Genomic DNA, 23,406 nt, shown 5'->3' with positions numbered 1-23,406 from the left:
CTCCTTTTACCAATATCCAAATACTAATATCCCGCAGCTAAAATGCCTTTGCCGGCTCGTACCCAATTTTTTTATCTTTTAAAGAATATTGGTGACCTTCTACTAATAAATGCATTACCAGGTGCTCTACCGCAATAGGCAAACCAGGTGCTACTTCGTGAATATTCGAATATTTTATTTCGGCACCATCTATAATTGTTACCACCCCTATTCCAAAAACCTCGATTAAATTACCTTCCCGTATAATTACTCCGGTTTCTTCGCCCAGGCCAATACCAATATATTCGGGGTGCTGCGACACGGCAATTGATAAACGGCCAAACCGACCCCGCTCGGTAAAATGGGTATCGATGTAAACTTTTTTAATAAACGATAAGCCCGCGCTGGTTTTGGTGCGGCCTTTCTCTAAAGAATAAGGGCCGTAACCTTCGTAAATCATTCTATCCGACATGGCCGCCGATCCGGCACTGGTGCCCGCAATTATTAAATCTTCGTTTAAATACCGCTCTTTCATGAGCTTGTGCACCTGGGTATCTTTCAGAAACTTAAGAATCCGCCGCTGGTCGCCGCCGGTAAAGAAAATAACATCGGCGTTTTTAATCCGGCGCAGGTAATCGGGCTGGTCCGCTTCATTTTCTTCGTCTATGTGCATAAACCGCACGTTGGGCTGCCCCAGTTCTTCAAAAGCATCTACGTAAGCCTGCCCCGATTCTTCCGGCTCCGGCGCGGCCGTGGTAATTACTTCTATCGCGGCTTTGCCGTGGCAGTGCTCCGAGTGAATCAGTTTTAGCAGCACATCGTCGCCGCCGCCGCCCAGGGCTATCAGGGTACCTTTGGGTTTCTTCATGCTTTAATCTTAATAAATATTCTTAGGGGTATAACCTTTAAACCAACTGTCAAAATCTTATAACATTTTGGCAGGAAGCTGTAACACGAACCTGTACGTACGAAACTATCTTTGTAATAGTAAAAAGAGAGGAAAATAATATGGAAACTGCCGATATAGAAACTGCCAGCACTGTAAAATCCACTTTTCCCATTGGCGGCATGACCTGTGCCTCCTGTGCGGTAAGCGTGGAATCGATGCTGAAAGCCCAGCCGGGCGTGTTGGACGTAAACGTAAGCTACCCCAACCGGTCGGCCGAGGTAACCTACCAACCCGACCAGATTAACTTAAAAGGGATGCAAAAAATAGTAAGCCAGATTGGCTACGAACTGCTACCCGACACCGCCAATGCGGCCGCGGAACTGGAAGAAACCGAAAAAAAACACTACGAAAAAGTAAAATTCAGAACCGTTGCGGCCTTTATTTTAACCTTGCCCGTGGTCATAATTGGCATGTTTTTTCATCACGGTTTTCCGGGTTCTAACTTAATTATGCTGGTGCTTACAGGCCTGGTAATATTCTGGTTTGGCCGCGATTTTTTTATTAATGGTTTTAAAAAGGCCCGCCATTTATCGGCCAATATGGATACGTTGGTGGCCCTGAGTACCGGTGTGGCGTTTTTGTTTAGTGCTTTTAATACCCTTTATCCGGAATATATGCTGAGCCGGGGTTTAACGCCGCAGGTATATTTTGAATCGGCGGCGGCTATAATTGCCTTTATTCTGGCGGGTAAATTAATGGAAGAACGGGCCCGGAATAACACTTCCGTAGCACTGAAAAAATTAATTGGCCTGCAACCCAAAACAGTAAAGGTGCTGCGCGACGACGATACCGAAGAAGAAATTTCTATAGAACAGGTACAACCGCAGGATCGTATCCGCATCCGGCCCGGCGAAAAAATACCCGTAGATGGTGTGGTGCACTTCGGAGAATCGTTTGTAGATGAAAGCATGATTACCGGCGAACCCGTAGGGCTGGCCAAAAAGCCCGGAGCTAAAGTTTTTGCCGGCACAGTAAACCAGAAAGGTAGTTTTGAGTTGCTGGCGCAGAAAACCGGCAGCCAAACTTTATTGGCCCAAATTATTAAAACGGTGCAGCAAGCGCAGGCCAGCAAGCCGCCGGTGCAAAAGCTGGTAGATAAAATAGCCGGTATATTTGTGCCGGTGGTTATTTTAATTGCGCTTATTAGTTTTGCGGCCTGGTATTTTTCGGGCGTAGAAAACAACCTGACTTACGCACTACAAGCCTTAATTACGGTATTAATTATTGCCTGCCCGTGCGCTTTGGGTTTGGCTACGCCCACCGCCATTATGGTAGCCGTAGGCAAAGGCGCCGAAAACGGCATATTAATTAAAGATGCGCAAAGCTTAGAAACCGCCCATAAAGCCACGGCTATTGTACTGGATAAAACCGGCACGCTCACCAAAGGTCAGCCCGAAGCCCAGGAAATTAGCTGGGCGCAACCAGGTTTAGATGAGGCCAATATTAAAGGTATTATGCTGGCGATGGAACAACAATCGGAGCACCCCTTAGCCGATGCCATAATCCGGAAATTAGAAGCTGAAAATATTAAACCGGTTGCGGTTGAGAAATTCCAGAGTATTACCGGTAAAGGGGTACAGGCGGTAATTGCCGGCGAAACCTATTATATAGGTAACCGCCAATTAATGCAGGATGCCGGGGTAATAGTGCCGGAATCGCAGCAAAAAATAGCCGCCGAACAAGCCGCACTGGCCAAAACCATTATTCACATCAGTAACAGTAAACATTTATTGGCCTTTATACCCGTAACTGACCCAATAAAAGAAACCTCGGCGGAAGCGGTTAAAGCGCTGCAGGCGTTAAACTTGCAGGTACATTTACTTACCGGCGATAATATCCAAACTGCCCAATCTATTGCCAGACAAGTAAATATTAAGCACGTGGCAGCCGAAGTGTTGCCCACCGACAAAGCTCATTATGTGCAGCAGTTACAAGCGCAGGGCCAGGTAGTAGCAATGGTCGGCGATGGCATTAACGACTCGCCGGCACTAGCCCAAGCCGATGTAGGCTTGGCTATGGGCAAAGGCACCGATATTGCCATGGAATCGGCGGACATGACTTTGATGCAATCAGATTTGCGCCACATTTTAACGGCCATCCGGTTGTCGCACGCTACGGTACGCACCATCCGGCAAAATTTATTCTGGGCCTTTATTTATAACGTTATAGGTATTCCGGTGGCAGCCGGGTTGTTGTATCCGTTCTTTGGCTTTCTGCTCAGTCCTATGATAGCTGGTGCGGCTATGGCACTAAGTTCGGTTTCGGTGGTAACGAACAGCCTGCGTTTGCGGAATACTAAATTGTAAAATTAAAAAAATGCGCTTGCTGTCTTGTCCTGAAATAGATTTACACCTTTCTCTGGCTCTCTATGGCTTACTATGGCGCGGATTTACTTCCGTGACTTGCTAATAGGTATTAAGAATAATAATACTGGAATGGAAAGCAATATTTCTAATAAGTCACGGAAGTAACTTCCGCGCCATAGTAAGAGCTATAGTAGGATTAATAGGGCAACAAACTCAAACCAAAAACTCAAACTTTATCCAGACTAATCGTTACATAAATTAATAATTAAATAATAAATAAAGATGAAAACGCTAAAATTTAAAACCAATATAAACTGCGGCGGCTGTATTGCCAATGCCAAACCTTACTTAGATTCAGTAGAAAATGTGCAGGAATGGCACGTAGACACCAATAATCCGGATAAAATATTAACGGTAAAAGGTGAAGCCGTAAGTGCCGAAAAAGTGATTGAGAACGTAAAAAAAGCCGGCTACAAAATAGAAGAGAAAAAAAGTTTGCTGGGCGGCTTGTTCGGCTAGTAAACTAAAAACAACCGGTAAGGCTACGGAGTATAAGGCATTTATTCCGTAGCTGCCGGTAATTTTTCAGTCGGCGGCTTATTAATTAAAACTGGCGGCAATGACTATAAAACAATTTGATGATAAAGGCCTGGCGCATTATTCTTACGTAATTATGAGCGAAGGCAAAATTGCCATTGTGGACCCGGCCCGCGACCCGCGCCATTATTACGAGTTTGCCAACCTGCACGATGCCCGCATTGTAGCCGTAATCGAAACCCATCCGCACGCCGATTTTGTAAGCAGCCACTACGAAATTGGTACCACCAAAGAAGCCGATATTTACACCAGCAAATTAACCAAAGCAACTTATCCGCACAAAAACTTCGACGAGGGCGATTCTTTTAAACTCGGCGATATAACCTTACACGCTATCAATACGCCCGGCCATTCGCCGGATAGTATTTCGGTGCTGGCCAAAGACGAAACCGGCAAAGCCTATGCCCTGTTTTCGGGCGATACGTTGTTTGTAGGAGATGTGGGCCGGCCAGACTTACGGGAAGATAAAGAAAACCCTGCTACTTCGCGCGAAACCCTGGCCGCAGCCATGTACCACACTACCCGGGATAAATTAATGCTTTTGCCCGATGATGTTATATTGTATCCTACGCACGGCGCGGGCTCCTTGTGCGGCAAAGCCATTAGCAGCGATCCTTACAGCACCATTGGCGCAGAAAAACAAACCAATCCGGCCCTAAAGGAAATGTCGGAAGAGGCGTTCGTAGAATATTTACTAGCGGAGCAGCCTTTTATACCCGCGTATTTCCCGTATGCTGTGGCGCTGAATAAAAAAGGCGCTCCCGATTTTAAAGACAGCATTCAGGCAGTACCCCTTTTGCCATCTGATTACAATATTGAAAAAGGTGCTATTGTAATTGATACCCGTCCGGCAGATATCTTTAAAGCAGCCCACGTACCGGGCGCTATTAATTTGCAGAACGAAACCAAATTTGAAACCTGGCTGGGTGCCATTGTTCGGCCCGACGAAATATTTTACCTGGTTGCCGCCGACGAAGAAGCGCAAAAAGAAGTAATTTGTAAAACCGCTAAAATTGGCTACGAAACTCACATTGCCGGTGCCCTTATTAACCCCGTTTGCGCCACCGAAACCAGTGCTGCCACTGACCTTTCTAACTTCTACCAAAATGCAGATCAGTTTACCATTGTAGATGTGCGTAACCCCGAAGAAGTAGCGGCCAACAAACCTTTTCCGCAGAGTCTCGCCATTCCTTTACCCGAACTACGCGATCGGTACAGAGAAATTCCGACCGATAAACCTATTATTGTGCATTGCGTCAGCGGCTATCGTTCGGCTGCCGGCAGCAGCCTGTTGGCCCGCAAAATCCGGAACCAAGCTGTGTACGATTTAGGCGAAGACATTCAGAAATTTATTTAGTTATTTTTATTAGTAAAATTTGAATTTATAATTAAATAATCGCTTTTTTATTAAATATTTCTAATTATTTACAAAGCCTGGGTTTCAGAACAGATTTATTAATTAAATTGACCCTGAAAATTAAAACTTTAACAAATTTTAACCCACAAGTGCTTTGAAAATTTCTATTCCTAAAGAAACCAAGCTATTCGAAAATCGGGTGGCTATTACGCCCGATGTGGTTAAGACCTTAAGCAAAGCTGGTTTTTCCTGCTTCGTAGAAAAAAATGCGGGTGTAAACGCTAACTTCCTCGACGAATCTTATACCCAAGCCGGTGCTACCGTAGTGACTGATCCGGTACAGTTGTACAGCCAGGCCGATGTAGTACTAAAAGTGAATGCCCCCACTCCTACCGAGGCCCGCTTGCTGAAAGATGGCGCTGTCCTGATTTCATTCTTGTATGCGTACACGGTGCCGGAATTGGTGCAGGCACTCCGCGAAAAAAACATTTCGGCATTCTCGATGGATGCGGTGCCCCGGATATCGCGCGCGCAAAAAATGGATGCCCTTAGTTCGCAAGCCAACCTGGGTGGCTACAAAGCCGTGCTGCTGGGCGCTAATTCCTTAGGCAAAATATTCCCGCTCATGATGACGGCTGCCGGTACCATTACGCCCGCTAAAGTTTTAATATTTGGCGCGGGCGTAGCGGGTTTGCAGGCCATTGCCACCGCGCGCCGCTTAGGCGCGGTAGTAGAAGTTACCGATGTACGCCCCGAAACCAAAGAACAGGTAGAATCGCTGGGCGGCCGTTTCCTGGAAGTAAAATCCGATGAAGGCGTAAAAACCGAAGGTGGCTACGCCAAAGAAGTTTCGGCAGAATATTTACAGAAGCAACAGGAATTAATTAAAAGCCGCATTGTAGATGCCGATCTGGTTATTACTACCGCCCTGGTTATTGGTAAAAAAGCACCGGTTTTGGTTACCGAAGAAATGGTAAAATCGATGAAACCCGGTTCGGTAATCGTAGATATGGCCGTGGAATCGGGCGGTAATTGCGCCCTTAGCGAAATAAATGAAACCGTAGTAAAGCACCACGTAACTATTATCGGCGAGTCTAACTTGCCGGCTTTGCTGCCGGTTAATGCCAGCGAACTGTACGCCCGCAACATCAGCACTTTGCTGCTGCACCTGGCTACTAAAGATGGCTTTAAATGGGATCTGGACGAAGAAATTACCAAAGGCTCGCTTATAACACACCAGGGCCAACTGGTACATGGCTTTACCCAAACCATCCTGGCGAAAGCTACAGCTTAATTTAGCTTAATGTGCTAATGTACCAATTTACTAATGTACTAATTTGGGAATTGCGGCTTGATTTACAATTTGTTATGCAATATTATAACAGCTATTTACTTCAAGCAATTACTTCATAATTTATTACCAGATTAATTATTATCAGCACAGAAAACAAATCAACCAGACACGCTTAATTCCACCGCAAGAAAAAATCAGAAGTTATAAAACTTAAAACTCATTACTTAAAACTTACAACCTAAACCATGTCGATAGAAAATTTAATTGTATTGCTTTACGTGCTGGTACTGGCCAGTTACGTGGGCTTTGAACTGATTGCCAAAGTACCGCCCACCCTGCATACACCGCTTATGTCGGGCTCAAATGCAATTTCGGGTATTACCATTGTGGGGGCTATTATTTGTGCGGGGCCGCTGCCCGGCGAATTCCCGCTGAGTAAAATATTAGGTATGGTAGCGCTGTTTTTCGCTACCCTCAACGTGGTGGGCGGTTATGTTGTTACCGACCGCATGCTCCAAATGTTCAAGAAAAAGAAATAAAGGAGATAGCCCTACATGAATCAGAATATATTAACCATTATTATTCAGTTAGCTTATTTAGTAGCTTCGGTGTTGTTTATCGTTGGCATTAAAATGCTGGGCAAAACCCACACCGCCCGCGAAGGCAATATTTATTCGGCGGTGGCTATGTTTATTGCCATTGTGGCTACTTTGCTGGTACAGGAGGTATTAAGTTACACCGAAATATTTGTTACCATCTTAATTGGTTCGGCGGTGGGTACTTACGTGGCCAAAAAAGTAGAAATGACCCAGATGCCCGAAATGGTTGGTCTTTTTAACGGATTTGGCGGCCTGGCTTCCGTGCTGGTTGCTACTTCGGAATATTGGCGCATGGCCCACGATGCCAATATTGCGATGCCGGTTATTACCGGTGTAACGGTAGTGCTTAGTGTAATTATTGGGGCTGTTACGTTTACCGGCTCTATGGTGGCTTACGGCAAACTGGCGGGCAAAATAAACGGCAATGCCATAACCTTTAGCGGCCAACATCCACTAAATGCCATTTTGTTTTTAATTATGCTGGTGGCCAGTATATTCCTGGTTTTGGACCCCAACAACGATATTTACATGATAGCGGTGCTGGCCATTGGTTTGTTACTAGGTATCCTTACCGTTATTCCCATCGGCGGGGCCGATATGCCCGTGGTTATTTCGCTCCTGAACTCTTACTCCGGGGTGGCCGCTTGTTTCACCGGTTTTGTCCTAAACAACCAGGTATTAATTATTGCGGGTGCGCTGGTAGGTGCTTCGGGCATTATTCTTACCCAGATTATGTGTAAGGCCATGAACCGTTCGCTGGTGAGCGTATTGTTGGGTGGTTTTGGCCAGGGCGGCAGCAGTGCTGCGGCTGCCGGTGGCGGCTCCGACATGCAGGTAAAAGAAGTAGGCGTAGAAGAAGCCGCTATGATTTTCGATTCTGCCTCATCGGTAATAATTGTACCGGGTTACGGCATGGCCGTGGCGCAAGCCCAGCACATTGTGCGCGAAATGACCGAACTGCTGGAGAAAAAGAATATTTCGGTAAAATTTGCCATACACCCGGTAGCCGGCCGGATGCCGGGCCACATGAACGTACTCCTGGCCGAAGCCAATGTACCGTATGATAAACTAATTGAAATGGAAAATATTAACGATGAGTTTGCCAATACCGATGTTTGTTTAATTATCGGGGCCAACGACGTAGTAAACCCGGCAGCCCGCACCAATCCGGCCAGCCCGATTTACGGTATGCCCATTTTAAATGCCGATAAAGCCCGCACTGTTATTATTAGTAAACGCAGCATGGCCTCGGGTTACGCCGGTATCGAAAACGAATTATTCGGTTTCCCCAACGCTCTCATGCTCTTCGGCGATGCCAAAGCTACTATTACTAAAATGGTAGGTGAGTTGAAAGAAATGTAGTTTTTAATATTAGTGAATAAGAATGCCGGTTAGCTTGTAGTTAACCGGCATTCTTATTTTTGTACATTTATATTAATATTCAGAAATAGGCAGTTATAAAATCCCATTGCTTAGAATTTAGTATATTGAATTATGAATTATCAAGACTTTATAGAGATTCGATCAGAAAAGCGATTTGGCAAACCCTGCATTAAAGGCACCAGAATATCTGTTTATGAGGTGCTGAATTGGTTAGCAAATGGTATGACTAAACACGAAATCATGTCGGATTTTGAAGAACTAAATGAGGACATGATTAATGCGTGCCTTGCCTTTGCTGCCGATAAAGAACATAAACTAAAAATTGCCTCTTGAACCTGTTATTCGATCAGAATATTTCTCCGAAGTTGGTGAAACAATTAGAAGATATATTTCCGGAAGCAAAACAAGTTCGTCAGCTTGGTCTAGAAAATGCTTCTGATGCAGCAATTTTTGAGTATGCAAAAAAGCATGATTATGCCATAGTTACTTTCGATTCTGATTTTGTCGATTTGAATATAATAAAAGGCTTTCCTCCGAAAATAATTTGGCTGAGAACAGGAAACTTAACTACTAACTCAATTTCAGAATTGCTGCGTAATAATATAAGCGTTATACAGGATTTCTTAAATTCTGAGGAGCATGAAATATTGGAACTAATAAAAAGTAAATTATAATTTAAACAAATTCCAGCCAAAGTTCCTTGCTATTTTACCCCAGAACAAGCAAGGAGCTCCGCATTATTTTTTATAGAATAAAGACTATAAAAGCAGCATCACCCTAATTTCAAGCTAACGCTAATTATCAAACTTTCAATTCTTAATAATCTGAATTCCGGACACGGCCCCGGTTGGCTTTTTTGTCGGATAACTTTTTCTTGGCGGCAATGCGTTCGTGTTGGGAGGCTTTGGATGGTTTGGTGGGTTTACGGGCTTTCTGTTTCGTAAAAGCTTTGCCCAACAACGCGTAAAACTTCTGAATACAGTTTTCTTTATTAGCCAACTGGCTGCGCTCGGTTTGGCAAATTACCTGCAGGTAACCTTCCTGGGTAATGTAGTTGCCTAGCTTTTGGTACAACAGCGCTTTCTCTTCTTCGGTTAGCAACTCCGAATTATTTACGTGAAACCGCAGCTCTACTTTAGAAGAAACTTTATTTACATTTTGTCCGCCGGGGCCACCACTACGGGAAGTCCGGTATTCAAATTCTTTGGTAAAATCAATCATAAAATGGTTATGGTTAATCCGGCAAGTTATAAACAAGCCATCTGGCGCGAATTACCTGTAAACTAATTATCGTTTTAAGTAAGAAAACGTATGCTCTCATTTAAACTTTAAAAGTATGAGATATTTGCGTTGGCTCGGCTTGTTTTGCGTTTGTACGCATATATTACTTTCGTGTGAACAGGCGCAAAAGCAAAATACGGCTAAAAGCGCCAGAATGGTAACCAATACGATGCAAATAACCATCTTAAATAAAATTCTTTACCAGAATATTCCTTCGGCTTCGGGCTTGGAAATTTTAGAGAATAAAATTTACGTAGTTGGCGATGATTCGCCTTTTTTGTATGTATTGGATGCCAACACTTTTAAACTAATAAATAAAATTGAGCTGTTCCGGAGTACTGATTTTAGTTCTGGCCGGATACCTAAAGCCCTGAAACCGGACCTGGAATGCCTGACCACCATAAATATTGCCGGCGAACCTTACTTAATAGCTTTTGGCTCCGGTTCGGCGCCCACACGCACCAAATGCTACACAATTAAACTACCGGCAACCACCAATGCTACCTCCGAAGTAAAAGAATATTCCCTGAAAAAATTATACGCCGCAATGCAACAAGATACCGCCCTATTAACCGGCGATTTATTAAACCTGGAAGCAGCGGCAGTTACTTCGGATAACAAATTAATCTTACTTCAGCGCTCTGCTAATACCGGCCCCAATGCATTGTTGCTTTTTGATAGCCCGGAATTTATACAGCACCTTACCAGCCAACCAGAACAGTTACCGGCTTATACCATTATTCCTTTTGATTTGCCCGAACTGGCTGGTTCTAAAGCGCGGTTCTCGGGCGCTTACACGTTTGAAGATAAATTATTCTTTACGGCTTCCGTTGAGAATACCACCGATGCTATTCAGGACGGGGAAGTAATGGGTAGCTTTATAGGCTGGCTGAATATTTCGGAAATTAACACAAACAACGGTGCCAAAGCTTTGCAAACCGCACTCATTACAAATAAAAACGGGCAACCTTATAAGGGCAAAGTAGAATCGCTGGTGATTCAGGAAAAAGAAAATGCAGGAACTTACCTGGGCCTGGCCATAACCGATAACGACAACGGCGAATCGGAACTGCTGCAACTCCGGATTTCGATGTAAAATATTGCCTTACTAACTAATGGGTACTTTGCGCAAGATGGCTTCTATAAAATCTTTGGTTTTAATGTCTTCGGCTTCGGCTTCGTAGTTTAAAATAATGCGGTGGTTCAGCACATCCAACGCCACGTCTTTAATATCTTCGGGCAAAACGTAATCGCGCTCATCAAAAAATGCTACGGCCTTGGCGGCTAAGTTTAAGGCAATACTAGCCCGCGGCGAAACCCCAAACTGAATGTAATCAGCAAATTCAGCTAAATCGTACTCGGCCGGGCGGCGGGTGGCAAATACCAGTTCAATAATATAACGCTCCAGCGTTTCCGAAATCTGCACCTGGTTTATTTCGTGCCGGATACCAAAAATATCGGCTTTGGTAAGTACGGTGTTTACGTGGCTATCGAACGACATATTGGCCATGCGCCGCATTACCTCCAGTTCATCGGCTTTAGACAAATAATTAACAAACACCTTCATCATAAAGCGGTCTACCTGGGCTTCGGGCAAGGGGTAAGTACCTTCCTGCTCTACGGGGTTTTGCGTAGCCAACACCAGAAACGGCAAATCGAGCTTAAAAGTAGTTTCGCCAATGGTTACCTGTTTTTCCTGCATGGCTTCTAACAGCGCCGATTGCACCTTGGCCGGCGAGCGGTTTACCTCATCGGCCAATAATAAATTCGCAAATATGGGCCCTTTTTTCACCTCAAACGCCGAGGAGTTTTGGTTGTAAATCATGGTGCCAATCAGGTCCGAAGGCAATAAATCGGGCGTAAACTGAATGCGCTGAAAATCGAGGTGCAGTACTTTGGAAAGCGTGTTAATGGTTAGGGTTTTGGCTAAACCCGGCACCCCTTCGAGCAAAATATGGCCGTTGGTAAAAAGCCCAATCAGCAGGCGGTTAACCATGTATTGCTGGCCCACTATTACCTTGCCCACCTCGGCAAACACTTGCCTTATTTTAAGCTGATGTTCCCGAATGCGCTCCTGGTACGATATTTCTTCTGTTTCCATTAAAATATTAATTTATGCTGGCAGTTCGGGCTTATTACTACCATTTCTTAAAAATGAAAAAAACCGCCAGCACCAGCAACGCAAACCCTACAGCGTGATTCCAGGCAAGTTTATCGGTTTTAAAAATAAATACGGTTACTAAGGTAAATACCACCAGCGATACCGCCTCTTGTATGGTTTTCAGCTCGAATAACGAAAAAGGGCCGCCGTTTTCGCGGAAACCTATTTTATTGGCCGGCACCTGAAACACGTATTCGAAAAAGGCCAAGCCCCAGCTAATTAAAATAATAACCCACAATCCGGCCTGCTGCAGCCAACCCAACTTTTTAAATTGTAAGTGCCCGTACCAGGCAAACGTCATGAATACGTTAGAAAGTATCAGCAGCACAATGGTATAAAATCCTTTCAAAGCAATAATTTTAAGGTAGCCAGGAGGTAAGTTTTTTTGCCGGGTCTGCAAAATTATAAAGTTCTAACATATTTTGCGCTTTTTACCTTATTAACCCGTTTATGCCTCGCGTACAACGTTAATTATTTAGGTCCAAAAAAGGTAATAGACAAAAAAAGATGGCTAAAGTTTAGTTGACTGGTTATTTTTATTGCGGCCTAAACAAAATTGCTTTAACTACCTGGTAGGCAAAAAAATAAGCCCGGCTAGTAGTTAAGGTTTTTTACAGGCAGATTTACGGCTGGGCAAAAAAGCTAAGCAAGGGCGGAATAATAATAATATTTATTGGTTAATGCGCTTACATTATTGCAGTCTTGTTGCGCTTGTCGAAATAGCTAAATCTAATTTATAATACTGTTATAGATCCTTCGGCAAGCTCAGGATGACCAAATTTTTAAGCGCAGTCTCTAATTGATAGTGGTATAGTAAAAGCCAACTGGTTGCAACCCGAAAATATTGGTCTTCCTATTTTTAGTAACCTATAATATTTACTTTATCGCAGTTTTTCCAACAACCGCGAAGCCTTTTCGAGTTTAAGTACCTGAATAATTTCGCGGATGGCATCAAACTGGCCGCGCCGCATTAAGTGTAGCAACAAAAGCACAATATTATAACCGGTTTCGCCTTCGCTGTTGCTTACAATGGCCATAAAGCCAAAAATTAGTAATTCGGCCTTTTCTTTAGCTTCCGGCTCCGCTAGCGCGTTAAACTCATTCTGCAACTTGTAACTTACCCGCTCGCGGTAATCCTGAATGTTACGGGCCTCCGGGTGGGTTTGCAAATACGTAGAAAACAACAGCTCCACTACCTCATCGGTTTTACCTTCCTTTAAAAACGATTGTACTTGTACAATCAGCTTTTCGTATGGCATAGTTTGTTTAATAAAACTAGATTAATAACACTAAAAGCTTAACCACGCCCAAATGAGCCGCAAAAGAATGTACTTTTAGTTCAGGTTACTGGAGCCAAAAACAGCCTGGTATAAATAAGCAGGACCGACAAGAAGGAGTTAATTTACTGTTAATATAGCGGTTTATCTTCTGAAAATCAATTTATACTGGTAGTTTTTACAACCCGAAAAACTAAGCAAGCTTTACCTGGTAGGTTACCTTAGCTAAAATTTAAAGGTTTAAATAGTATCTATGGTTATTTCAAAGCTTTTAATAGGCTTATTTTCCTGATCTACGCTGTTGCTGTTTTGCTCTAACGTAACGGTATAGGTGCCCCATTGGTACTGCGTTTGGCTAAGGCCTTTGCTGTTTTTACTTGAGATTTTCCGCATGTTTTTACTGGCTACCTGCCTTTTTAAAGCTTCAAACGTTTTGGCATCGAGAGTGGCGTAAGAGAGCCGGCGGCATTTATTCTCTTTATAAAAATACACCAGCCAATATTGGGCAAACTGGTCAGATTTAGATAAAGCAGAGTGCTTCCAGGTTATCCGGCCGGCGGTATTTTCGGTAGGTGTTTTGGCTTCGTTTAAAACCCATTTTTTTTCGGCAACATAACTGCTCACCTGGGCCGAGTCGCGCTTGGTTAAACTTATAAGCTGCTCAAACCCGAAAACTTGTCCAAAACCTGGAATAGAGAAAGTTAAAAATAACCCAACAACAAAAATAAAGCGCATCTCTAATATAATTAACGCATAAATTTACTTTATTTAAATTAAACCAAGCAACTATTTTTAGATAAAAAATTGTAATAAAACAATAAACCTGCTTAAAGCGCTGTTTTCTATATTTTGGAATTTAGTTAGATACCAAAACGGCTACCATAAAATTACTACGGAATGGGGTGCATTATTTGGCCATATGGCGCTTCGCACAAATTCTTCCTTTTAAAAGCTTGTTAAGGTAGTACACCAATATTTTCAGAAACTTAGCGCCTTAAAGAATGTAAGGCTTGACTTTAATATATTTAATAATATATATTTATAATATTAAATATTGAGTAGTTATGTTGCCTAAAAAAGGTGGGTATAAGTTGCAGCGGCGGCACTTTGTAATTGCCGGTTTAGTAGGGTTAATATCGGGTATTTTGCTCCAGGGGCCGCAGTTTCCGCTGAAAACCGAAGCTACCTTTTCGCTCCAAAACTTTTTTACATATGGTTTAGCTGCTACTAGTGGCGTGCTGTTTTTTATGCGGCTTAACTTACCCCGCGAATAAAGCATTGCGGGTTAATAATACTAAGTCTCACGCAAAATATTTAATCTACGCTTTTCATTCCGTTTACCAAGCTGCTAAAAAGCTTTGTGCAGTAGTTTATACAATTTGGTTAAGAAGAAATTACTGGTTTTATAACCTAGATTTTCAGGTTGGCAACATAAATAAGTAATTATACAAGCCCCAACCAAATAAAAGCAAGCTGGCAGTAAAGCTATTTTTTTAGCTGGCTTTCGTAGAGTTTAATCCAATCCTGGGGCGTTAGGCGAGTAGCTAAATCTCCAATCAGGTCGTAGGGTATTTGGTCGGGCCGCTTAAACCGTATGCAACTTTCACCCATATCGAGTTTGGTTTTTACGTGTTTTGGGTACTCCTGCACAAACCAGGCTAATAAATCGGCATTGGCATACAGGCCCATGTGGTAAAGCGCAATAAAATTCTTTTGCGAAGCAATACTTATAAATGGCAGCGGCAATGTTGGATTGCAGTGGTAACCCGGAGCATAAAGCGCATGCGGCACCACATACCCAATCATGCCATAATTCATAACTTCGGTGAAACCCGCCGGTAAATTAGCGAGCAAACAATCTCGGAGTTTACCCATAGCTTGCTGCCGGGCAGGTTCCAGCGTTTCTAAATATTCCTGCGGGGTTGTGGCAGTCGAAATCATAAGGTTGCAGTAGTTACAAAGGCTAAGTAAAGTTATTTTATTTAGATACCCAACCCCGTAATACCAGAGCAAATTATTTTATTATACTGCTGTAACTTTATTTTAATGCACGAGGTTTTCGCTATTAAATTAAGCCGTTACAAAACCAACCAGGCAATAATGCTGGCTTAAACGTGTTAATATTAAACAGGCTTTTGCCTAAGTTGCCGCTCTGCCCACTCACTCTTTTATAACCAACAAATAAATTAACAATCAACTAAAATTAATTCCCTTTTAGGGCAACTATAATTTCCAAAATTAGTATATTTTTAATATATTATTGTATTATTTATTAAAAAATAGAATAAATCTTTTACTTTCCGGAATTAATTAAACATCTAAACAAATACTACTTAATTCCAGCAGGCAGGTTAAACAGACAAACAAATATAAGCCTAACTATTCTGCCGTACTGTTTGATTTTAACCGTTTATGACCGGTAGCAACCCCAGAAACTAAAAAGATAAATGGCATACCAATGGGCATGGAAGAAGCTTTTGAAAACGGACAGCCGACGCTAAAAAAAATATTGCAGCGCTACCAGGAAAGCAAACCCGGTACTGCCACGAAAGATTTTGACTTTTTGGTAAACCGTAACCCGCTGCTCGAAAAAATATTTATAGGTGCCGATTGTGCCATTGCCATTTTTGATGCGAGTAAAACCAATTACCCGTACATTAGCTATAAACTGGAGCAATTATTAGGCTACGAAGCCCAGGCGTATTTACAGGAAGGATTGTGCTTTACCTTATCCAAAATTCATCCGGATGATGTACCCGGCTTACTCGAAATTTTAGAAAAAGAAATGGATTATATAGCTGGTTTAACCCCTAATCAGCGCCTGGATTACCGCTCTAGTTACGATTACCGCATTCGCAAAATTAACGGCACGTATATTCGGGTGCTCCAACGCAACCTTATTTTAAACCTCGACGAAGCCAATCAGGTGTTGCATTTGCTGGTTGTATTAACCGATATTACGCATCTTAAAAAAGATAATACCAAAATACTGCACATTATAAACAAGCAGGAAAGCGGCTTTGCTTACTTTTACAACCTGGCCGAACAGCGCGTTACCAAAGATACTTTTTTGAGTAAACGCGAAATAGAAATTTTAAAGTTACTAGGCAAAGGATATTCAAGTAAAGAAGTAGCCGACGAATTGTTTATCAGTATTCATACCGTTGAAACCCACCGGCGCAATATGCTGGAAAAAACGAATATTAAAGACACTTCTTGTCTGGTACACTTTGCTATTCTGGCCGGTTTTTAATATTCCGAAAAATTAATCTTGCTTTAAACCCCAGACATAAGACAAACGAGCAATATCAAAATATTCAAATTATATATATAAAACCATCTCCTGTTAAATATCTAAAAACGGCATTTCCCTATACTTAAATATAATTAGTTCTAAAAATACTTATATTAAGTATTTTATTAGATTACCCGTCGTACTATATTTACCATTATTTCGAAAGAACAAATAAATTTTAGTTGTTTTGGTTGGGGGGTAAAAACAACTAAACCACACGCCATTTTCTTAGCTATTATAGGCCGCTAAGACATTCATCCGAGCTAATAAAAGAACACCATTGTTAATCCAAAACCATCTAAACGCCTATGCACAAGCCTTCTGAAAAACCTTATTGCTTTACAAGCTAAAGGGTAAAATATCAAAAGCCAGCCAGGTTCTGAATAACGGCTAAAATCGGGTTTTGCTATGCGGTCTATTGCTGCTAGTTATTAATAAAGCCAGTGCAAAATTACGTACCTTAAAGCAACGCGGCATGTACATGAACCTGATTTTTACAACTAAATATACCCCGCTTGCGCAAGCAATATTATTATTACTAAAAAATTACGGCGCTGCTAGCCTGTTGTTCTCCCCTGACAAATAGCCGCTTAGCACCTGGTACCAGCATTCCCCAAATAATTATTTTCTGTCAGGTTTTTACCTGGCCAGAAAAAGCAGTCAAACAAATTTAATCTACGCTTCGCCGTTGCCTTACAGGCTTGTACTACCCCCTAACCAATTGTTTTGGTAAGTATTGTTTTTGCGGCAATAGCCGGCAATAATTTACGCGCAATGTGCCCGCTGCTATTCCGGTAAGCGCAGCAAAAACCACTTTCCAGGCATTATTTATTTAAAATTTAACCTTAATAAAACAAACTCATGAAAACTTCATATAAAACCGCTAATCATAAAATCAGATACATTTTATTAATGCTTATGCTGATAGGCTTTGCAGTAGCTTTTGTAGCTAGCCCAGTTGCGGCCCAGGTTTCGGGTAAAAACAAAAAAAACGATAAAATTCCGCAAGGCACTTTAAAAGAAGCGAAAGTAACAGCCCGCGTAATTACTTCTGTAGAGGAAATATCGCCCATGCGGGTAAAAGTAAACGTGCTTAACCCAACCGGTAAACAAGTGCGTATTGCTATCCGCAATTACGCCAACATTCCGTTATTTCAAGATTCTTTTACCGGCAAAGAATACAACAAAATATTAAATTTTACGCAAACCCCAATGGGCCGGTATTCGCTGGTAGTAGCTGGCCATAAACAAACAGATGTAAAGCGGTTTGCCATTAATAGCAAAGAAAACCGGAACATGACCCCCACTGACCTGGAAAACCGGAGACCATCCGACGTAATGGCTGCCATTTATAAAAGTGCTCCTGCTCAGATAACGCTGCACGTGGTAAATAATACCGGCGAACCCCTGAATTATATTTTCCGGAATAACGAAAAAGACATTTTGTACCAGGGTGTTATCCGCAATACCCAATTTACCAAATTCTTTGATTTAGCGGCGGTAACCGATGGCAAATACACCTTTGAAGTAAATTACCTAACCGACAAAGCCGCTTCCAGGTCTTTCGACATTAAAACCGTTTATGATCGTTCTTTTGCCTGGACCGATAAACGAGGCCGGCCCCTAAAACCAGTTGGAGCATTGCCAATGACTAGAAGAAATATGAATTAAAAACTTGGGTGGGTAAAGTTACAAAACCAGTTGGCGGTATATTACTTACTGTTAACTGGTTTTGTATTATTGAAGCCTTTTGCAACCTGGTGAGATGAAAGTTTTTGAGCTTAATAACATAACCCGGTTTACTAGCTAGCAAAGTGTAATATGTTCCTGCATACTTGTTAAATAAGCCCTATCAAATTAGCTTGCGCATATACCTAAACAACTGCATATATAATTATTCAGATTAGATTTAGCCTAAAACCAGTAATAAATATTACCCGAAAAAGCTAATCGGTACAAACCGCTTAGCTTTTTTTATTGTATAATAAACGAATTTATGCAGCTAAATCTTGTAAAAAACAAACAACCCGATCAGGTTTAGGTAATATTTTAGAAGCCTTTACTTACTAAATTCCTGTAAATACCTAAAAATAGGTATATTGCCTGCGAATAAGTTTATATTCTATTATTATTTCGTTATAACCTATAACTTACCAGCAGCTTATTAATACTAATACTAAAGCAAAACTTGCGCAGAGAAACTTACGGGTATAAAACAGCCAGTGAGGCAAAACAATTACTATAAATATTGCAGTTATTTAATATTTTATGAATAGGCTAAATTTGTTTTCACCATAGCTATTAAGTTAAATATTGCCTTTACCGGTTACTTTAGCCCCGTTTTTTTAGCACACATAACTAAAACCATAAATCATTTAAAGTTAGACAATTAACAAAGGTGGATATCGTAATACTGTACTCTTTGCCTGACACAAAGCCGGTGATAACACCACTAATAATATACGTATTTGTTCGAAACCAAAAATACTAAACAGCTTTATTGTATAAACACGAATTACCATTATTTCTGGACAACATACCATTAATTAATAACGTGTTATCCGACTATATATTTAAAAGCTTTTATAAATATTCAACCCATAGCAGTATGAAGCACAATTTACTCCGGCTAACTTTTACGGCCTTTTTATTTGGATTATTTAACCTGCAGGTACAAACAGGATTCGCGCAAACGCCCAAACCCTCAGATAAAGAAAAATACAAAGCTGCGGCTGCTTTACGCGATTTAGCTAATCCGCCCATTAGTATCCGTTCGCGGCAAGCCCCAACTAAGCCGCAGAAATTAGATTTACTCCAGGTAGAGGATGGTTACGTAGCCATTGATGCCGTAGCTGAAGGACCGGATGGCCAGGAATTGCTGCGCCAGTTGCAGCAATTAGGCTTACAAAAAGGCGTTTATTACAAGCGGATTGTTTCAGGCTATTTCCCAATAGACAAAATAGACGAACTAGAAAATGTTAAAGCGCTGAACAAGGTAATGCCGGCGTATAAATTGCAGCACGCCACCGGTGCCGTTACTACCCAAGGCGATGCGGCTTTGTTCTCCGACAAAGCCCGTCAGCAATTTAATGTTACCGGCGCGGGTTCTAAAATTGGCATAATTTCAGATTCGTATGCCGCCGATAAGGCCGGCGCAGCAGACGGCATTGCTACCGGCGATTTGCCGGCCGATGTGCAAATATTACTGGATGCCCCCAATGAAACCGACGAAGGCAGGGGTATGGCCGAATTAATCCACGATGTGGCTCCGGGTGCCAAACTTGCTTTTCATACGGCAGTGGGCGGGCAGGCAACTTTTGCTGTCGGCATTCTGCGTTTGGCCCAAGCCGGTTGTAACATTATTGTCGATGATGTTATTTATCCGGGTGAGCCAATGTTTCAGGACGGTATTATTGCCCAGGCGGTAGATGTAGTCGTAAAAAACAACATCACTTACTTTAGTGCCGCCGGTAATAATAACCGCCAATCGTACCAGGCTGCTTTCCGGAGCTCTGGCCGGGCTATTGTACTGGATAGTAGTTATTACGGCGAAGCCCACGATTTTGGCAACGGCGATATTACCCAAACAATCCGGATTCCGGCTGGCGGTACTTTCGAAATTCCTTTTCAGTGGGACGATCCTTTTTATTCGGTTAGCGGCGGTACCGGTGCCCGCACCGATTTAGATGTTTTGGTTTTCTATAATGGTGTATTCTTGCCGGAGCTTTCTTCTTTGGAATATAATATTGGCCGCGACCCCTTGGAATATGTAGGCATTTCCAACCCCTTTGAGCAAGCCATAGATATTGAAATTATGATCACCAAATTTGAAGGACCAAATCCCGGCATTATGAAATGGGTAGACTTTGGCGTATCTACCCCGAAGGAACATAACACCAAGAGTTCTACCATTTACGGCCATGCCAATGCGCAAAGCGCCATTGCGGTAGGTGCCTCCGCCTGGTTTAATACGCCATCTTTTAACGCCAACGTAACGCGCCCGGTAATCAATAATTTTTCTTCGGCCGGCGGCACGCCCGTTATTTATACGCTTACCGGTACACGCCTCCCGCTCAACAACAGCAACATCCGGCAAAAGCCCGAAGTAGTAGGTCCGGATGGCACCAACACTACTTTTTTCGGAGATGATATTACCATAGATACGGATGCTTTCCCTAACTTTTTTGGCACCTCGGCCGCCGCGCCCCATGTAGCGGCAGTAGCGGCCTTGATGCAGGAAACCCGCCGCAACAGCCTGGCCCCCGCGGCTATTCTCGCCAATTTAATTAGTTCTGCCACAGATATGGATGACCCATTAACGCCCGGTTTCGATTTTGGTTTCGATTACCAAACGGGTTACGGCTTTGTGCAGGCCACCAAAGCCCTGGAAACAACCCGTACGTATGGTTGCAATATTTCGCTTACCACGCAGGTAATACAAGCTACGCCCAATAGCGCAGGCGCAATAAATTTAACGGTTAAGGGCGGTACCGGCCCGTATACTTACCGCTGGAATGCCGGCACTACTACCGAAGACTTACCTAAAGCCAGTCCCGGACAATATATTGTATGGGTAACCGATGCTACGGGCTGCACCGCTACTACCACCGTGCAGGTAGGCGTTACCGGTACGCCATTAACCTTAACTTCTGCGCACCAAAACGTATCGGCTTATGGCGCCCAGGATGGTTCTATTGATCTATCGGTAGTAGGCGGTGTTGCGCCTTATACCTTTAAATGGAATGCCGGCGTAACTACCGAAGATCTGCCCCGCGTTACCCGCGGACTTTATACAGTTTGGGTTACCGATGCCGCCGGCAATAGCGCTTATACCGCTGTTTTTGTATCGGCTAAAAACGATCCTTTGGCCTTGCACACCGCGCACAACCCCGCTTCCCGCTTTGGTGCCAACGATGGCTCCGTAGATTTAACGGTTATTGGCGGCGTAGCACCTTATACCTACCGCTGGAATGCCGGCGTCGATTCAGAAGATTTACCCCGCGCCACGCCGGGCCTGTACACCGTAACGGTTACCGATGCCACGGGAGCCAGCGTAACTACCTCGGTTTATGTATCGGTAAAAGGCCAGCCTCTTGCCTTACGAGCCTCTCATACCGATGCTTCTGCCTGGGGTAAACCCGATGGTGCTATTGATTTAACCATTATGGGGGGCTTAGCACCTTATAAAGTTCGTTGGAATGCCGGCAGCGAGATGGAAGATTTACCCCAGGTTACGCCAGGCTTTTACACCGTAACCGTTACCGATGCCAGGGGTACTACGGCTACCCTTACCGTACAAGTAGGAGTACGCGGAACCGGACCTGTTTTAACCGCCCGCCAACCGGATGCTAACTTAGAATATAACAGTACTAAAAAAACAAGCCTTACAGCTTATCCTAACCCAGTAGCCGGGCAAGCCAATATTGCGCTTACCCTAAGCCAGGATGGCGATTATTCGCTGGCGATATACGACTTAAAAGGCAGTTTGGTAAAAACGCTACAGCAAGGTAAAGCCCGGGCCGGTCAGGTAGTAGAAACCTTGTGGGAACCCCAAACAGGAGCCAAAGGCTTGTATATTTTACGCCTGAAAACCCACCAAGAAGTGCAAAATCTGCGGTTAATGGTAAATTAAGTTATAGCCGAATGAATTATTTAAAAAGCCGTTTGCGAAAGTGAACGGCCTTTTTTATTGGCTTTAAATTAGCGTTCTTATAGTTTGGTACAACAACCAGCTAGCGCCAAACAGCACCAATATTTATTTTATAAAATACTCGCAAATTCAATTAAATAAATTTGCACACATCAATATTAAACTTAACTTTAAGAATAATTATTAGGATTATTCCGGATAGCATATACTGCAAATATTCTTCTGGATTACCTAAAATCAACCAGGCAAATTTAAAGGCAGCATTCTGAGAGTATACTAACCTTCAGGGTAGCTGTTTCTAAAAATTAAGCTTAAAGCGGCTTACAATACTGGTCAGAGCGCCAATATTTTATTATTTCCGAATACAAAAGAGGTATTTAGCTTTCGCCTATTAACGCTTAAAGTAAATATTCATTAATAGTAAATATGCTTATTTTTTCTGTTGCCTATGTGGTTGCGGCAACGGCTAGTCTACTTGCAACCGCTTACCCTATAAATCCTATCAATAATGAGTGAACAGGACAATGTTAAAGTTGTACAGGAAGGATACCGCCTTTTTTTATCCGGCGACTTCGAAAATTTAATGCCACAATATACCGAAGACGTTGAGTATATCGTGCCCGGGCCTTCCGATTTGAGTCCGATTGCCGGGCGCTATGTAGGAAAGGAAGGTGTTAAACAATTTTACAGTAAAGTAGGTGCTAACTTTGAGTTTAGCGCGTTTCAACCCCAGGAAATGATTCCGCAGGGCGACAAAGTTGTGGTGCTGGGCCATTATGAAGCCAAAGCAAAAGCTACCGGGCAACTACTGGCTATTGACTGGATACATTTATTTCAACTACGGGATGGTAAAGTAAGCCGGTTTCAGATTTACGAAGATACCGCCACTGTGGTAGCAGCTTTAAACAAAGCAAATGTTGCGGCATTATAGTTTACACCTTAAAACTTACCATAAAGTTTAAAGCTTGCGCTTACTAACAAACCAATTATTATTTAATTAAATAAACATACTTTCAGAAAGCCGTTCGCTTCCGCAAACGGCTTTCTGCATTTTAGTAATATGTAGTTAACAACTGTTTAAAACAGTAGACATAGCTTAATTAGCAGCAGTAACATGCTTCAGTTATTAGTTCCAAAACAGATTTAACCAAAAATTACTGCCAATAAATTGGTAATTTGTTAGCCTCTAAGGTTTGGTATTTAATTAATATTTTCTGTACCTTCCTACGCTACGGATTTCTAAAGGGCTTTCGTGCGTCTACCTTCATACTTGCGCCA

At 42.7% G+C, this 23,406-nt stretch carries 21 protein-coding genes; 14 read left to right on the top strand and 7 right to left on the bottom strand.

Going from position 1 to position 23,406, the window contains the following annotated elements; translation table 11 throughout:
• Positions 1-37 precede the first annotated feature (37 nt).
• Positions 38-847 carry a cyanophycinase gene (locus F0145_RS01180; RefSeq protein ID WP_150086232.1) on the bottom strand — a complete coding sequence of 270 codons (810 nt, stop codon included), beginning with the start codon at positions 845-847 and terminating at the stop codon, positions 38-40.
• A gap of 140 nt (positions 848-987) precedes the next feature.
• On the opposite strand from F0145_RS01180, the gene F0145_RS01175 reads away from it, so the two are divergent.
• From F0145_RS01175 to F0145_RS01140, 8 genes are all read left to right on the top strand, one after another.
• On the top strand, positions 988-3,234 hold the full coding sequence (locus F0145_RS01175) for a heavy metal translocating P-type ATPase (RefSeq protein ID WP_150086231.1): 2,247 nt from the start codon (positions 988-990) through the stop codon (positions 3,232-3,234).
• A gap of 282 nt (positions 3,235-3,516) precedes the next feature.
• A complete protein-coding gene (locus F0145_RS01170; protein ID WP_150086230.1) occupies positions 3,517-3,753 on the top strand; it encodes a heavy-metal-associated domain-containing protein in 237 nt (78 codons plus the stop codon).
• A 100-nt stretch (positions 3,754-3,853) separates the two neighbouring features.
• Positions 3,854-5,188, top strand: a complete 1,335-nt coding sequence (locus tag F0145_RS01165; RefSeq protein WP_150086229.1) for an MBL fold metallo-hydrolase — start codon at positions 3,854-3,856, stop codon at positions 5,186-5,188.
• A 154-nt stretch (positions 5,189-5,342) separates the two neighbouring features.
• Positions 5,343-6,482: a Re/Si-specific NAD(P)(+) transhydrogenase subunit alpha gene (locus F0145_RS01160; RefSeq protein ID WP_150086228.1), complete on the top strand. Its 1,140-nt coding sequence runs from the start codon at positions 5,343-5,345 to the stop codon at positions 6,480-6,482.
• A gap of 245 nt (positions 6,483-6,727) precedes the next feature.
• Complete coding sequence (locus F0145_RS01155) at positions 6,728-7,021, top strand: NAD(P) transhydrogenase subunit alpha (protein ID WP_150086227.1); 294 nt, start codon at positions 6,728-6,730, stop codon at positions 7,019-7,021.
• Between the two features lie 15 nt (positions 7,022-7,036).
• Positions 7,037-8,443, top strand: coding sequence for an NAD(P)(+) transhydrogenase (Re/Si-specific) subunit beta (locus F0145_RS01150; protein WP_150086226.1), 1,407 nt, complete (start codon positions 7,037-7,039; stop codon positions 8,441-8,443).
• Between the two features lie 132 nt (positions 8,444-8,575).
• Entirely contained in the window at positions 8,576-8,797 is a 222-nt protein-coding gene (locus F0145_RS01145) for a DUF433 domain-containing protein (RefSeq protein WP_150086225.1), read from the top strand.
• Complete coding sequence (locus tag F0145_RS01140; protein ID WP_150086224.1) at positions 8,794-9,138, top strand: DUF5615 family PIN-like protein; 345 nt, start codon at positions 8,794-8,796, stop codon at positions 9,136-9,138. The genes F0145_RS01145 and F0145_RS01140 overlap by 4 nt, the downstream gene beginning before the upstream one ends.
• 142 nt (positions 9,139-9,280) lie before the next feature.
• Here F0145_RS01140 and arfB read toward each other — a convergent pair whose 3' ends face one another.
• The gene (gene arfB, locus F0145_RS01135; protein ID WP_150086223.1) at positions 9,281-9,685 is read right to left on the bottom strand and encodes an alternative ribosome rescue aminoacyl-tRNA hydrolase ArfB; all 405 of its coding nucleotides are present in this window, start codon (positions 9,683-9,685) and stop codon (positions 9,281-9,283) included.
• A gap of 115 nt (positions 9,686-9,800) precedes the next feature.
• Between arfB and F0145_RS01130 the strand changes: the two genes are divergently transcribed.
• Complete coding sequence (locus tag F0145_RS01130) at positions 9,801-10,841, top strand: DUF6929 family protein (RefSeq protein WP_150086222.1); 1,041 nt, start codon at positions 9,801-9,803, stop codon at positions 10,839-10,841.
• Positions 10,842-10,853: 12 nt separating this feature from the next.
• Here F0145_RS01130 and F0145_RS01125 read toward each other — a convergent pair whose 3' ends face one another.
• The 4 genes from F0145_RS01125 to F0145_RS01110 form a co-directional block, all read right to left on the bottom strand.
• On the bottom strand, positions 10,854-11,846 hold the full coding sequence (locus F0145_RS01125; protein WP_150086221.1) for an AAA family ATPase: 993 nt from the start codon (positions 11,844-11,846) through the stop codon (positions 10,854-10,856).
• Between the two features lie 37 nt (positions 11,847-11,883).
• A complete protein-coding gene (locus tag F0145_RS01120) occupies positions 11,884-12,255 on the bottom strand; it encodes a DMT family protein (RefSeq protein WP_150086220.1) in 372 nt (123 codons plus the stop codon).
• A gap of 532 nt (positions 12,256-12,787) precedes the next feature.
• Positions 12,788-13,165: a hypothetical protein gene (locus F0145_RS01115; protein ID WP_150086219.1), complete on the bottom strand. Its 378-nt coding sequence runs from the start codon at positions 13,163-13,165 to the stop codon at positions 12,788-12,790.
• Positions 13,166-13,423: 258 nt separating this feature from the next.
• Complete coding sequence (locus F0145_RS01110; protein ID WP_150086218.1) at positions 13,424-13,918, bottom strand: hypothetical protein; 495 nt, start codon at positions 13,916-13,918, stop codon at positions 13,424-13,426.
• Positions 13,919-14,247: 329 nt separating this feature from the next.
• Here F0145_RS01110 and F0145_RS01105 point away from each other — a divergent pair, with 329 nt between their 5' ends.
• On the top strand, positions 14,248-14,457 hold the full coding sequence (locus F0145_RS01105) for a hypothetical protein (protein ID WP_150086217.1): 210 nt from the start codon (positions 14,248-14,250) through the stop codon (positions 14,455-14,457).
• A gap of 211 nt (positions 14,458-14,668) precedes the next feature.
• On the opposite strand, the gene F0145_RS01100 is transcribed toward F0145_RS01105, so the two are convergent.
• Positions 14,669-15,124, bottom strand: coding sequence for a DUF1801 domain-containing protein (locus F0145_RS01100; RefSeq protein ID WP_150086216.1), 456 nt, complete (start codon positions 15,122-15,124; stop codon positions 14,669-14,671).
• Between the two features lie 517 nt (positions 15,125-15,641).
• Here F0145_RS01100 and F0145_RS01095 point away from each other — a divergent pair.
• The 4 genes from F0145_RS01095 (at position 15,642) to F0145_RS01080 (ending at position 23,059) form a co-directional block, all read left to right on the top strand.
• Positions 15,642-16,436: a LuxR C-terminal-related transcriptional regulator gene (locus tag F0145_RS01095; protein WP_150086215.1), complete on the top strand. Its 795-nt coding sequence runs from the start codon at positions 15,642-15,644 to the stop codon at positions 16,434-16,436.
• Between the two features lie 903 nt (positions 16,437-17,339).
• Positions 17,340-18,149 (top strand): hypothetical protein, encoded by an 810-nt coding sequence (locus F0145_RS01090; RefSeq protein WP_150086214.1) that lies wholly within the window; start codon positions 17,340-17,342, stop codon positions 18,147-18,149.
• A 937-nt stretch (positions 18,150-19,086) separates the two neighbouring features.
• Positions 19,087-22,110 carry a T9SS type A sorting domain-containing protein gene (locus F0145_RS01085; protein ID WP_150086213.1) on the top strand — a complete coding sequence of 1,008 codons (3,024 nt, stop codon included), beginning with the start codon at positions 19,087-19,089 and terminating at the stop codon, positions 22,108-22,110.
• A 526-nt stretch (positions 22,111-22,636) separates the two neighbouring features.
• Positions 22,637-23,059 carry a nuclear transport factor 2 family protein gene (locus F0145_RS01080; protein ID WP_150086212.1) on the top strand — a complete coding sequence of 141 codons (423 nt, stop codon included), beginning with the start codon at positions 22,637-22,639 and terminating at the stop codon, positions 23,057-23,059.
• Positions 23,060-23,406: the final 347 nt, after the last annotated feature.

Source organism: Adhaeribacter rhizoryzae, from assembly GCF_008629685.1.
GTDB classification, from domain to species: domain Bacteria; phylum Bacteroidota; class Bacteroidia; order Cytophagales; family Hymenobacteraceae; genus Adhaeribacter; species Adhaeribacter rhizoryzae.
The sequence above is the reverse complement of the archived record's forward strand: the minus strand, read 5'-3'. Positions and strand labels throughout refer to the sequence as shown.